Source organism: Photobacterium sp. MCCC 1A19761 (assembly GCF_037389125.1).
Classification (GTDB): Bacteria; Pseudomonadota; Gammaproteobacteria; order Enterobacterales; family Vibrionaceae; genus Photobacterium.
Genome location: NZ_JAZGTF010000029.1, coordinates 61786 through 75477 on the forward strand (window position 1 = coordinate 61786; position 13692 = coordinate 75477).

Sequence of the window (13692 nt, forward strand, 5' to 3'; positions counted from 1 at the left end):
ACATCAGCTCGTCATGCGTCAAGCCTCCGGCAGAGTACCTGCCGGAGGCTTTGTTGTTTCCGGGGACCACGCTGTCTTCCCGTATCCGTATTACACTGAAAAGAAACCCGGAAGATGTGGCATACAGAGTCGTGTGGCTTGCACATTTCAGCCGGAAACCAATGTGTTTGAGGAGGTGTAATGAGTAACTTACATGGTCTGTCAATGGATATTGAAAAGGTGAACGGGGTCGTCTTTATGGAATTTAAAGTGATTGGCACCCTGACGCATGCCGATTACGAGAAAATCACCCCGATGGTGGATGAGGCGCTGGAAGGGATTGATAGCCCGGTGGTGAATGTCTATGTTGACGGGACGGACTTTGAAGGCTGGCAGTTGCAGGCGGCCTGGGATGATCTCAAGCTGGGCCTGAAACACGGCAAGAAATTCAACAAAGTGGCGTTTTACGGCAATAGCCGCTGGCAGGAAGTGATGACCAAGGTCGGCAGTTGGTTTGTGGCGGGGGAAATTCGCTATTTTGACGATCCGCTGGAGGCGCTGGGCTGGTTGCGAGCCTGATCCCAGGACCACTGGGATGTGATTATAGTATTGATATAGCGAATGAATTAAGATACCCGGTAATTGGGGTATGGCAGGCGTTGTGCCTGCCATATTTTTGCGCGCTTTGGTTGCCATGAATCCGGCGACCACGGATTAGGCGACCACAAATGAGATGGCTCCGAGTGAGATAGCTTCGAATGCAGTCGCTCCGAATGAGGTTGCCACGGAAGTGAGACAGAACAGGTTTATCATGGATAAAAAGACAGTCGCGGCAGGATGTGTATTGGCCCTGCTTCCTCTGACCGGTTGGGCACAAACGCCACAACCGCAGGCAACAGCCACCCCGGCACAGGCACCTTATTCGTATTTTGCCAGCCTGAAGGGCGGCATGAGCCAGATCAGTAACTCCGATCAGTTGGTGATCAGCGAGACGAATAAGCAGGAAGCTGACACCACGCGTAGCGAAGGATTCGGCGGGTTGGATATCGGGATTTTTTCTCCGGATGGTCGGAGCCGACTGTACTACAGCTATGAGCATCACCGCTCGGAGAGCGAATTTGCCAATGATCTGAGTTTTGAGACGGTGGCGAACCTGCATCTGCTCAGTGGCGATTACATGTTCCGAAACGGACAGGACATTCGGCCGTTTGTCGGGTTGCACTTCGGCTATGCCTGGGTGGAGTCAGAGTCAGATCTCCATGGCGGGTTCGATGTCAGTGGAACCGTGTTCGGTGTCCAGGCCGGGGTCAACTGGACCGTGATGGATCAGTTTGCCATGGAACTGGGGGTTCGCCATTCCCGCCTGCCGGCAGACATTAAAACCTGGGACGGGGTTGACAGTAACGGCAATGCCGTTCGCTTTGAGTCTCAGCAAAACGGCGTTTCTTCCATGTACGCCGCGGTGAGTTATCGTTTTTAGTCGGCAATGCCCGGCTTGCCTGACGCAGCGGACGATCTTCGCAGGGATGGTTGTGTCCATAGGTTTACTACCGGCTTGAGCTGCGTATAATGCCGCTCTGGTTTTATGACAACGATTATCAATAAGGACTTCAGTTTGAAGCTATTTGTCAGAGATCTAACCGTGATTGACGCCTCATACCTGTGTGGTCAGCGGGGGATGGTCGGGGAGAGCTGGATTCTCGATGTGGTGATGTCGGGTGAGCTGAACGAAATGAGCATGGTGCTCGATTTCAGTCGGGTCAAAAAGCAGATCAAGCAACTGGTTGACACATATGTGGATCACCGCCTGATTGTGCCGACCCAGAATGCCCGGATCCATATTGCAGGCAGTCAGCCGGGGTATACCACGGTGGATCTGTTGCGTGACGAGAAGAGTATTCACCTGCATTGTCCGGATCAAGCGTATTGCTTCATTGAAGATGAGGCGGTGACGATTGAGTCGGTCACCCGCCACCTGCATCAGGTCCTGAAGGGGAACCTGCCGGAGAATGTTCAGGGGCTGGAACTGAAGTTACGCCATGAACAACTTGACGGTGCGTTTTATCACTACAGCCATGGTCTGAAAAAGCATGACGGCAACTGCCAGCGGATTGCCCATGGCCACCGTTCGCCGGTCGAGTTGCTGGTGGATGGTCACCGGGATGCGGCGCTGGAGCAGCAATGGGCCCAGCGCTGGCAGGATATTTACCTGGGGACCCGGGAAGATCTGGCCGAGCTGAGTGAGCTGAATTTAAGCCAGCATGCGGCGGCAGCGACGCCGCAAACCCATTACGGTTTCCGTTACACCGCACCGCAGGGTGAGTTTGAGCTGGCGATTGCCAAAGCGGAAACGGAGATCCTCGAGACTGATACCACGGTTGAGCTGCTGGCCCATTACATTGCCGAGCAAGTCAAGCCGCTGGTGGCTGATAAAACCCTGGAAGTTGTCGCTTACGAAGGGGTGGGCAAAGGGGCGATGGCGACGCGTTAAGCCGCCGGCCGACACTTCAGAAAAACCGCAGACCGTGAGCGACGGGGCTGCGGTTTTTTTATGCGCCGGATACCGGATGAACCTTCAGTTACGGAACGTCTTTTGAATCCAGCGCTGGATCATCACTTTTTCATACATCAGCGGAGCACGATGGCTCAGCCCGGTGACGCTGGACTGATAGTTGAGGTCTGTAAGCCAGACTTTGTCTGATTTGACGACGGTCTCCCCCTCCAGCAATTGATAGCTCAGGCTAATCGCCGGTGAAGAGATAATGGTCAAGATCCGCAGGGGTTGGCCGCTGGTGTTGATCCGGACATCACCGGCCAGGTCCAGGTCGACAACCGTGATTTCCAGGGTCTGTTCGGCTGTCAGAAAGCGCTTGGCCGCATCCTGAAAATAAACCGAAAGCGTTTCAAAAACCTGTTGTTCGAAACGGCTCTGGCTCCCGGCTGTTGTCCGCATATCACGATACTTGTCGGGACTGGCCCAGGTGATCGAGACAGGCGGCATGTCAAAGGTTTCATCAGCCCAGGACGGCGTGGCGAGCCAGAGCAGGCAGGGGAGCAACCAGTATCGTCGTTTCATGTGCGAGCGTCTCCGACTGTGGGGTATATGACTGCTGCCGGGATGTGCAGCGCCATGATGATTTCGGTTTTGTGTCATCGTTAAGTGTATCAAACCCCCGGTAAGCCGTTTCTCGACACACAGACAGTGACCTAGCTTGTTGTTATTCCGGGCGTTGCTCGACTTTACGCCCTCCGCCCAGCACACTAGGGGCATGGTATTGCGTGGATCAAGGAATGATGTTGTCCCGTCGAATGAAACGCTTGCTGGTGGCTGTCGCGTTTGTGTTACTGATGGCTGCCGGTGTTCAGGCAACTCGCGAGTTGTGTCGTCAATGGCTGCTGGAAGCAGCGCAGACGGCCGGGGAGGATCGGCTGCTCAGTTATGTCGGCGATATTCGCCGGGCATTGCAGCGTTATCACTATTTGCCTTATCTGGTGGCTGAGCACCAGGACAGCCGCCGCTTGCTGGCCGGTGAGCAGGAAGTCCGGGCGCAGGTTTCGCTGTATCTGGCGCAACTCGATAAAGCCGCCAACACCAAAGGCTGGTATATCCTGACCGCGGCGGGAGATCTGGTCGCCTCCAGCCAGCAGCCGGCTCACTGGCGGGATGCCGACGGCCGGTTGATTGCCGACACGTTGCGCCAGCAGGGCGGGGATGTGGTAACCCTCAGCAAAATGGTGGACGGCCAGGCCCGGTATTTTCTCGCCGCCCCGGTATACACGCCGTCAGGGATCATCGGCATTGCGGTGGTGAAAGTGGGGCTCGGCACGCTGACGGAGTCCTGGCTGGCAGAAAATGAGCTGGTGCTGATCAGCGATCCGGCCCATACCTTTTTCCTCTCCAGCAGCGAGAAATTCAGTGCCGCATGGCTTAATGACGCGGCCAAAAGCTGGCCCGACAATCCCATGCAGGCGATCCGGCTCTATAGCGGGGCCAATCTGGCGACCTGGCAACTTGGCCAGGCATCGTATCTGGTGCAAACGGTGGCGCTTGATGATCTGCACTGGAATATTTACTACCTCACCCCGCTAGCCGAACTGAATCAAACCGTGTTCTGGTTCGGGATCAGTGCGGCGATGATTTTTATTGCCCTGTTGGGACTCGGGTTGTTCGTGGCCGAGCGGCGGCAGAAGCTGCGCTCCAGGCAGCAGTTGCAGCAATTGGTGGCTGAATCCGAAGCCCGGCTGCGCCGGATGTTCAGCAAAACCCACGTCGGACTGTTGCTGGTCGACAGCCGGGGCAAGATCAGTGAAATCAATCCGACAGCCATGCGTTATTTCAGCCTGTCGCCTTCAATGATCCGCCATCTGTTGGCCTGGCAGTTATTTGAAACCCATACCGGTAACTCGACGGTCATGCTGCTTTTGAAAAATCTCACCAAACCCCAGGAATGGGGGGAGATCTCCGGGGTGGAGGCGATGGCCCAGCGCAGCGACGGTTCGCGCTTTCCGGTGCTGTTTTCGCTGAGTACGTTGCCCTGGTATGGCGAGACCCAGTCGCTGATCACCGTGATCGATATCAGCAAACGGAAGAAGGCCGAAACTGCCTTACGGGCGGCCAATGCGTCGTTGGAATTACGGGTACAGGAGCGGACCAAAGCGTTGCAGGCAGCGCAGGAAGAGCTGGTGCAGACCAGCAAAATGGCCGCTCTGGGCCGAATGTCGAGCGCCATTACCCACGAGCTGAACCAGCCGCTGACCGGGCTCAAAACCTTGCTCTCGAGCAACGCGCTGCTGATCGAGCGGGGGGAGACCCAGCGGCTGATGGCCAACACCCAATTGGTGAATATCTTGCTGGATCGGATGGCGAACATGACCAGCCAGTTGAAGACGTTTGCCTTCAACCGGCCGGAGCAGTTACGGCCAACGTCGTTGCCCGAAGCGTTGCAGCAAGTGCTGCGCATTCATCAGCAGCGGCTGGACAGGGTGCAGGTTCGGATCCGGATCCCGGCTCAGCTGCCGGCAGTGCTGGGGGAGCCGCAACGCCTGATGCAGGTGCTGGGCAACCTGATTAGCAACGCACTGGATGCGATGGCCGAAACGACTGAACCGAGCCTGGTGGTCACGGCGGCCGAACAAGGGGCGCAGCTCGTGATCCAGGTGACCGATAACGGCACCGGGATCAGCGAGGACAAGCTGGGCAGCATGTTTGAGCCATTCCAGACCAGCAAAAAAATGGGTGAAGGTCTGGGGCTGGGGCTGTCGATCACCGCTAACAGTATGCGGGATATGCAAGGCAGCATCAGCGCGGCAAACAACACGGATGCGCGTGGTGTGCGCCAACCCGGGATGATGTTTACGCTGGTCCTGCAACAGGCCTTAGCGGCTGACTCGAATGGCGATCCCGAGGATCAGGCCGGCAAAGCCGAGGCAGAGCCCGATCGGCAACTGAACTGAATAGCTGCTGGTTGCTGCCAGCAATGCGGCCAGCCCGTAGCCCACGGTATGGGACATCGCCAGATACCCGGCAACCAGGCCATGCCCGCCGGGTTGGGCCTGGGTGGCCCGGGTTGTGTAGGCCGGTACCAGCATGGCGGCACCGGCCGAGAGAATGGCCATGGCCGGGATCAGGGCCATCCAGGACGGAAACAGACACAGGGCAAAGCCTAGGGTCAGCGCGACCGCACCACCGCGATACAGGGTATGGCTGTGCAGATGTTGTTTTTTGAGCACGGTGAGCTGTACCAGCAGGGTCACCGCGGCACTGAGGGTCAGTAACAGCCCGATCGCGCGGGTAATTTCCGGGGTCGACCATGTCGTGAGCGCCGCCAGGAGCGGCGAGAGTGTGTATTGCAGCAAGGAAATCGTGCAGCCCAGGGCAGCGCCGGTCAGCAGGAAAGGCAGTAACGCACCGCCGGGCCGGCTGTTGGCTGTTTTGTCGGCCGGTGACGGGGCGCTCGGAAGCGCCGGTACCTTCAAGGGCAGTGCCAGGACCAGCGCGATCGCCGGGAACACCGTCATCAGGACAAACGGTGCCAGTGGATGCCACGCAATGGCAAGCATCGCCAGCAACGGACCGGCCAGGCGACCGGTGCTCAGCCCGGCGCTGATGGTGGTGACGGCCTGAAGCCGGTGGGCTTCGCCGCAACTGGCGATGGCCCAGTGCTGGGCGGCCGGGACCATTCCGGCCACGGTACAGCCGTAGATGATCCGTGCCAGCGCCAGACCGGCAATGATCCCAGCCTCCGGCCAGCGGTTCTGTCCGGCCAGAATCACCCCGACCAGTAACCCGCCGAAACTCACCAGTAAACCGCACAATGCCGTGAGCACCACCGGCTTGGGACCAATTCGATCGCTCATCCGTCCCCAGAACGGCGCGGCAGGCAAAAATAAGACACTGCCGAGGGCAATCAACACCGACCAGGTGCTCAGGCTGAGCCCGGACTGTTCGACCAGCACCGGGAGAGAGACCAGCAAACTGCTTTGACCGATCCCCATCAGGGCAGCAATGGCGGCAATGAACAAAGGTCGGGCTCCTCGGGGGAGGTCTGCTGTAGGTGTTTCGGTTGCACGAGCATTCGCCATGGTGGAGAGATCTCAGCTTGATCAGTCAGTGAATGACAGCGGTAATGATATTTTTTACAATGAAAATACAAATTATTGCTATTTATATCAAGGTTGTTAGGCCGTAAGGGAAACAACGGCTCCTTGAAGCAGACACGGAGTACACAAATCCAAGATGTTTACCTTAGTCGATGCCGCATTCCAGGCCGGTGAGCGAACCATTCTCCATCCGACATCCTTGTCATTTGCCGAGGGGCAGGTGACCACCCTGCTGGGCCATAACGGCAGCGGAAAATCCACATTAATCAAATTGCTCAGCCGCCAGCAGGCACCCAGTCAGGGCCAGGTATTGCTGCAATCGCAGCCGGTTGCGGCACTCAATGCCCGTGAGTTTGCCCTAAAAGTGGCCTATCTGCCGCAGCACCCGCCCCTGACGGACGGCGTAACGGTACGCGAACTGGTGCGTTTCGGTCGCTATCCCTGGAAAGGGGCGCTGGGGCGCTACTCTGCGGAAGACGAGCAACTGGTCGACGACGCCATTGAGCGGGTGGGGCTGGTGAAATTTGCCAACCGGTTTGTCAGTACTTTGTCCGGCGGGGAGCGCCAGCGCGCCTGGGTGGCGATGCTGCTGGCCCAGCGCAGTCAATGCATTTTGCTGGATGAGCCGACCTCGGCGCTGGATGTGGCGCACCAGTATGAGTTGTTGTCGCTGATCCGCGAACTGAACCAGAGCCTCGGGCTGACGGTGATTATGGTGCTGCATGATATCAACATGGCCGCGCGGTTCAGCGACCATCTCATCGCGATGCACTCTGGTGCGGTGCTGGCTTCCGGCGCGCCGGAGGATTTGATGAAAGAGACGGTTCTGGAATCGGTTTACGGGGTGCCGCTCGGACTGTTCAACCATCCGGAAACCGGTCAGCCCATCAGTTATGTACGCTAAGAAAGGAAACGACAAGTGCGTGTGATTTTTGCAATTTTATTGATGTTCAGCGCCGGGGTTACGGCGAAAACCTACCAGCACGAGCTGGGCACCGCGGAATTTTCAACGCCGCCGAAAAAGGTGGTGTCCCTGGATTGGGTGTTGACCGAAACCCTGCTGACGCTGGACGTCGCCCCGCAAGGCATTGCCGATGTTGCGGGGTACCGGGAATGGGTCAGCGTGCCGGTGTTGCCGCAGGACGTGATTGATATCGGCTCGCGTCGTGAGCCGAATCTGGAGCTGTTGGCGCAGATCAAGCCGGATGTGATCCTGATGAGTCAACACCTGGCCCCGGCGTACGAGAAGCTGTCGGCCATCGCGCCGACTCTGGTGTACTCGGTCTATTCCGAGAAAAAAGCGCCGTACCAGGAGGCGGAAGCCATGACCCGTCAGCTGGGTGCCCTGTTCGATCGCGAGGCACAAGCGGAGCAAGTGATTGCCGCCACGCGTGAGAAACTGGCAGAAAATGGCCAGCGTCTGAAGGCGGCCGGCAAAGCCAGCCATCCGCTGCTGTTGGTGCGGTTTATCGGCGATAAACATTTGCGGATTCACGGTGAAGGCTCCCTGGCGGTGAATACGCTCACCCGCATGGGGCTTGAAAGCGGCTGGCACCAGGACACCAACCTGTGGGGCTTTTCGTCTGCAGGGATGGAGAAACTGGCGCAGTTGCAGCAAGCCAGCGTGGTGTACTTCGGCCCGGTTGATGCCAAAGTGCAGCAAGCGGTGTTCAAAACGCCGCTGTGGCGTGCACTGGCCTTCAGCCGGGAGCAGCGGGTCTATGAGCTGCCGGCGATTTGGTCGTTTGGCGGCCTGAAGGCTGCGGAGCGGCTCAGTGATCAGGTGACCCAGCTGTTGCTGAGCGGACCGTAGGGCTGATGATGCAGGGAATCGAAACGGCGCCGGGCAAGATTGCTCCGGCGCGACAACAACGCTGGATCGGCGGCGGGTTACTGCTGGTGTTGGGGATATTGCTGTATCGCGCCCAACCGTATCCGCTCAGTGCCGATCAATGGCTGAATGCGCTTTTTAGCCCCGATGAAACGGACTATCGCCAGATCATCGTTCATTTCACGTTCCTGCCGCGGCTGGTGATGGCATTGCTGTGTGGTGCCGGGCTGGCGGTGGCCGGGTGTCTGATGCAGTACGTGCTGCGCAATCCTCTGGCATCGCCGACCACGCTCGGGGTTGCGGCGGGTGCCGAGCTGGGCCTGGCTGCCAGCTTGTTGTTTGTTCCGGCATCACTGGGGATCGGCCATTACTGGTTTGCCTTTCTCGGTGGCGTCGCGGCGACCTTGCTGGTCTTTCTGCTGACGGCCAAGCGCGGATTTGCCCCCTTGCAGATGGTGCTGGCCGGGATGGTGGTCAGCCTGTTTTTCGGATCGCTCAACATGATGTTGCTGCTGATCCATGAGCAGCAGTTAACCAGCGTGTTCATCTGGGGCGCCGGGGCACTGAATCAGAACGACTGGCAAGGCGTGATGTCGCTGCTGCCCTTGTTGCTGATCCCGGCCGGGATCCTGGTGCTGCTGCTGCGTCCGCTGTCGGTGCTGCAGTTGGGGGAGGAAGTCGCCTCCTCGGTGGGCGTGAAAGTCGCGCATCTGCGGGTGGTCAGTCTTGGACTGGGGATCTTTATCACCTCTGGGATTGTCAGCCAGGTGGGGATCATCGGTTTTGTCGGGTTGGTTGCTCCGGCGTTGGCGAAGTTGTTGGGGGCGCGGCACTTGTGGAGCCGGCTGCTGCTCAGCAGCGGCGTGGGCGCGATGTTGCTGCTGATCGCCGATCTGGTGATCCAGCCGCTTTCCGGCGTTGGCGGTGAGCTGTTGCCGACCGGTGCGGTGACGGCGCTGATTGGTGCGCCGTTTCTGCTGTGGTTGCTGCACCGTCAGGCGTTTGTCTCCAGCCTGAAAGCAGAAGAAGAGCCGACCCGGCATTATCACCCGCGATCGTTTCGGCTGATGCTGACAGTACTGGGTGTCGTCACGGCCGGGGTGCTGCTGCTGGCAACGTTCGCAGGGAACAGCCCGGCCGGATGGCAATGGGGCGTGTCTGAGACCCTGCTGGATTTGCGTTTGCCCCGGGTTCTGGTGGCGCTGCTGGCCGGTATGGGGCTGGCCCTGGCGGGGACGGTGATCCAACGGGTGACCGGGAACGCGATGGCCAGCCCGGAAGTGATGGGCATTAGCGCCGGGGCAGCTCTGGCGTTGGTGCTGGGGGCGATGGCCGGCTGGACGGTCCAGCGGGTTGAGCAGATGGCGCTGGGCACCGCAGGCGCCCTGATTGTCATGGGCCTGATCTGGCTCAGTGGTCGGCGTCACCGGTTCGCCCCGACACAGATGCTGCTGACCGGGATCGGGATCAGTGCCGCGCTCGATGCGATGATCCGTATTGCGATGTCTTCCGGGCAGGAGAACCTTAAAGCGCTGCTGACCTGGCTGTCTGGTTCGACGTATCTGGTGGCCGGTCAGGATGTGGCCCTGATGCTTGCCGGCGTGGTGCTGATTGGCGGTGCACTCTTACTGCTTCAGCGCTGGCTGGATGTGATCAGCCTGGGTGAAGTGATTGCCGGCTCGATTGGCCTCAGCTGTCAGCGGGTCCGTCAGGCCCTGATGTTATTGGCCGCGATGCTGACGGCGCTGGCGACGATAGTCGTCGGCCCGCTGAGTTTTGTCGGTCTGCTGGCCCCACATATGGCGCGGTCGCTGGGGCAGTATTCTGCCCGGCAACAGTTGGTGGTGGCCTGCCTGCTGGGTGGCAACATCATGATGCTGGCCGATTGGGTCGGGCGCAATCTGTGGTTCCCCTGGCAGTTCCCGGCGGGTTTGCTCGCTTCGGTGATCGGCGGCGGCTATTTCCTCTACCTGCTGCGAAAGTAAATGATAATTCAATTAATTGTTATCAAAAGCCGACATCTTGTCGGCTTTTTTATTGATGAAACGGATGGATGAGCGTGGATGGGTTCAATGAGCTTGATGTTAATAGGGTTATAAATCATTTGCATTAACAAATAAGACTGATTAGCATTTGCGACCGGATTAAAATGTAATGCTGTTGAGTATCAAGCAGCTATCAACGAAAGCCGAAGTATCAGCGCAAGCGGGGAGCAGAGAACGGCATGCAGGCCAGTTTTGAAAACGTGTTCCCTATGCTCGCGCAGGCCGACAGTACCCATGACAAGATGGCGTTGCTCAATCCGGCCTGGACTTGGCAAGCACTCAGCGGCCCGAATTGCCTGACCCTGGAAGCGTTGCTGGAAGGTTCCTGGATTGCCGAACAGATCGAAGCATTTCAGGTTCGTGAGCAGGCCCCGACGCAAAAAGTGGCTGCCACGCTGGTGCAAAAACGGCTGATGGCTTCAATTTTGTCACCGCTGGTGGCCTATTTCCGGGTAACAAACCGCTCACCATTGCAGCGCACAGAGCGTCTGGTTTTCGACACCCAGCAGTGGCAATTGGGGGGGCGTCACGCCGCGAGTAACGGGGATGTCCCCGATTTTCTGCCCTGGCTGGATGGTTTGACCCAACAGTTTTTTGCGCTGTTTCGCCGTCGTTTCGGTGTTGCACCGCAGGTGTTCTGGGGCAATTGCGCGCTGGCCATCGCCTCGCCCTGGAGTCAACTGCTTCGCTTTCCGGAAGTGGATGGACGGGCGGTACACCTGGATGTCAGCCGTTTCTTCCGCAGCCTCTCACCGTCACTGCAATCCGGACTGGAATGGCTGCCGCTGGAAGTGGCGGAACGCCATGTCTGTGTTCCCCGGCGCCAGAGTTGCTGTTTGAAATACACCCTGCCCGGTATGGGCGAAAAGCTGTGCGGGACCTGTAATCGCCGCACTGCCGAAGCACAGATTCAATTGGTCGTTGCGAATTTGACGGCCTGATTTACGCAGGTTTCCTGCGGGCTCTTCAACTCATGTAATTCTAAAAAGAAGTGATCAAAATGAAATCAAAGCAATCAAGGACGTTCGTGGTCAAACCGCTTCTTGCCGCCATGGCACTGGCCGGTTCGGCTTATTCCCTTCAGGCCGTTGCAGAGGAAGCGGTCGATGAAACCATGGTGGTGGTGGCCAGCCATGCACCGAAAAGCATCGGGGATATTCCGGGAACGGTCTGGTACGTCGATAGCGAGCAGATTGAACAGGAATACCGCGGCGGTAAAAACCTGGGTGAAATCCTGGCCGCGGCGGTGCCTTCACTGGATGTCAGCAGCCAGGGCCGCACCAACTACGGCCAGAACTTGCGTGGCCGCGCGATGCTGGTGATGATTGACGGCGTTTCGCTGAACTCTTCGCGCTCAATCAGCCGTCAGCTGGACTCGATCGACCCGTTCAATATTGCACGGATTGAAGTCCTTTCCGGGGCAACGTCGATTTACGGCGCCGGTGCGACTGGTGGGGTGATCAACATCGTGACCAAGCAGGCGGACAGCGATGAACTGCAGTTTGAAAGCTATGTCAGCACCACCTCGGGCCTGAACAGCAGCGATGATTTTGATTACAAGCTGGCACAGTCGATCAGCGGCGGCAATGAGCGGGTGAAAGGCCGTGCGTCGGTGGTTTACGGGGAAACCCGCGGTTACTACGATGCCAATGGCGATATCGTGGTACCGGATATTACGCAAGGCTCTCTGCAGTACAATGAGATGGTGGATGTGATGGGGAGCCTGACCATCACACCGTCAGAAACCCGCACTCTGAGCCTGCTAGCTCAGTATTACAATAGCCAGCAAGATAGCCCGTACGGCATTTACTTTGGTGAAGATCTAGCCGGAGCACCGAAAAATATTACCGGGAATAAGCCGGACACCAGCCTGATTGATGTGCGCAAAGGCTTCGAGTCGGATCGCCAGGGCGGGACGGAGCGGGTGATGCTGAACGCCAGCTATCACGACGCTGAATTCCTGTCGCACGAGCTGATCATGCAGGCTTCGTACCGTAGCGAAGAGCTGTCGTTTATTCCGTTTATCTACGGGAAATACCTGGCAGCGTCTGAGCAGACCACGGATGTGCTGAGCTTACGTGCCGCGCTGATCAAATCCTTCGATCGCCTGACCCTGACTTACGGGATCGACAGCTACATCGACAAGCTGGAGAGTAATCAGGCTATCTTTGATCCGCAAACCAGCTATGCAAGTGGTGGTCTGGTGAACCGCACCATGGCAACCATTGGCCGTTACCCGGGCACCGAAGTGTCGTCTGTCGCCGGTTTTATTCAGGCAGGTTTTGATATCACGGACGACTGGACCGTTGAAGGTGGCTATCGCTATCAGTACATGGATAACAAGGTTGATGACTTTGTCAGCGCCGATATCCAGCAACAGATTGCGCTGGGCCAGGGCAGTTCGGCTGACGCGGTTCCGGGTGGCGAAACTGACTACAACATCGGCCTGTTCAATCTCGGCACCATCTATCGCTTCACTCCGCAAAGTCAGGTGTGGGCGAACTTCTCCCAGGGCTTTGACCTGTCTGATCCGGCGAAATACTACGGTGTCGGGACTTACAGCGCGGCGGATGCCAACGGTCATTACCCGCTGACCGCAAGCGTGAATGTCAACGATTCCAAGATGAAAGGGATCAAGACCAACAGCTACGAGATCGGCTACCGGATGCAGGAGGATGCGCTGAGCCTGCAAGCGGCGCTGTACTACTCTCAGTCAGACAAAGTGGTCAAGTTTGACAAGAAGACCCTGAACGTGAATGTTCTGGATGACAAAAAACGCATTTACGGTGCGGAAGCGATGGCGTCTTACTGGCTGACCGATCAACTCCAGGCCGGGGTGAATGGTCACTACGTCAAGTCTGAGCAGCAGAACAGCGACGGTGAGTGGAAGAAGCTGTCGATCCGTTACGCCAGTTCGTCAAAAGCCGGTGCCTGGCTGGGTTGGTATGAAGACGACTACGCTGTGAAACTACAGAACCAGACCTTGTTTGATCTGACCGATGATGCAAAAGGCAAGGTTGACGGCTACAGCGTGTTTGATCTGGTGGGGACGGTCGCGCTGCCGGTGGGTAGCCTGGGCTTTGGGATCCAGAACCTGCTGGATGAAGACTACAGCACCGTATGGGGACAACGTGCACGGGGCTGGTACACTTACTACGCACCAGCGGAAGTCTTTGATTATAAAGGCCGTGGCCGCACTTATACTCTGAACTACCAGGTTCAGTTCTAAGCGACGAT

Annotated in this window: 11 protein-coding genes; 9 read left to right on the forward strand and 2 right to left on the reverse strand. The window is 57.8% G+C overall.

Going from position 1 to position 13692, the window contains the following annotated elements; all coding sequences use genetic code 11:
- Positions 1–180: 180 nt before the first annotated feature.
- From VV869_RS20185 to VV869_RS20195, 3 genes are all read left to right on the forward strand, one after another.
- A complete protein-coding gene (locus VV869_RS20185) occupies positions 181–558 on the forward strand; it encodes an STAS/SEC14 domain-containing protein (protein WP_337736730.1) in 378 nt (125 codons plus the stop codon).
- A 232-nt stretch (positions 559–790) separates the two neighbouring features.
- Positions 791–1459: an outer membrane protein gene (locus tag VV869_RS20190; protein ID WP_337736731.1), complete on the forward strand. Its 669-nt coding sequence runs from the start codon at positions 791–793 to the stop codon at positions 1457–1459.
- A 135-nt stretch (positions 1460–1594) separates the two neighbouring features.
- Positions 1595–2470, forward strand: a complete 876-nt coding sequence (locus VV869_RS20195; protein ID WP_337736732.1) for a 6-carboxytetrahydropterin synthase — start codon at positions 1595–1597, stop codon at positions 2468–2470.
- A gap of 84 nt (positions 2471–2554) precedes the next feature.
- On the opposite strand, the gene VV869_RS20200 is transcribed toward VV869_RS20195, so the two are convergent.
- On the reverse strand, positions 2555–3055 hold the full coding sequence (locus tag VV869_RS20200; protein WP_337736733.1) for a DUF3016 domain-containing protein: 501 nt from the start codon (positions 3053–3055) through the stop codon (positions 2555–2557).
- A 215-nt stretch (positions 3056–3270) separates the two neighbouring features.
- Here VV869_RS20200 and VV869_RS20205 point away from each other — a divergent pair, with 215 nt between their 5' ends.
- Positions 3271–5433 (forward strand): PAS domain-containing sensor histidine kinase, encoded by a 2163-nt coding sequence (locus VV869_RS20205; protein ID WP_337736734.1) that lies wholly within the window; start codon positions 3271–3273, stop codon positions 5431–5433.
- Here the strand turns inward: VV869_RS20205 and VV869_RS20210 are convergent.
- A complete protein-coding gene (locus tag VV869_RS20210; protein ID WP_337736735.1) occupies positions 5356–6501 on the reverse strand; it encodes an MFS transporter in 1146 nt (381 codons plus the stop codon). The two genes, VV869_RS20205 and VV869_RS20210, sit on opposite strands and share 78 nt — an antisense overlap.
- A 214-nt stretch (positions 6502–6715) precedes the next feature.
- On the opposite strand from VV869_RS20210, the gene VV869_RS20215 reads away from it, so the two are divergent.
- The 5 genes from VV869_RS20215 (at position 6716) to VV869_RS20235 (ending at position 13684) form a co-directional block, all read left to right on the forward strand.
- The gene (locus tag VV869_RS20215) at positions 6716–7483 is read left to right on the forward strand and encodes an ATP-binding cassette domain-containing protein (protein ID WP_337736736.1); all 768 of its coding nucleotides are present in this window, start codon (positions 6716–6718) and stop codon (positions 7481–7483) included.
- Between the two features lie 42 nt (positions 7484–7525).
- Entirely contained in the window at positions 7526–8392 is an 867-nt protein-coding gene (locus tag VV869_RS20220) for an ABC transporter substrate-binding protein (RefSeq protein ID WP_443147347.1), read from the forward strand.
- Between the two features lie 8 nt (positions 8393–8400).
- Positions 8401–10395 carry a Fe(3+)-hydroxamate ABC transporter permease FhuB gene (gene fhuB, locus VV869_RS20225; protein ID WP_443147348.1) on the forward strand — a complete coding sequence of 665 codons (1995 nt, stop codon included), beginning with the start codon at positions 8401–8403 and terminating at the stop codon, positions 10393–10395.
- A gap of 239 nt (positions 10396–10634) precedes the next feature.
- Positions 10635–11396: a (2Fe-2S)-binding protein gene (locus VV869_RS20230; protein ID WP_337736739.1), complete on the forward strand. Its 762-nt coding sequence runs from the start codon at positions 10635–10637 to the stop codon at positions 11394–11396.
- Positions 11397–11455: 59 nt separating this feature from the next.
- A complete protein-coding gene (locus VV869_RS20235; RefSeq protein WP_337736740.1) occupies positions 11456–13684 on the forward strand; it encodes a TonB-dependent receptor in 2229 nt (742 codons plus the stop codon).
- The last annotated feature ends 8 nt before the right edge of the window (positions 13685–13692 follow it).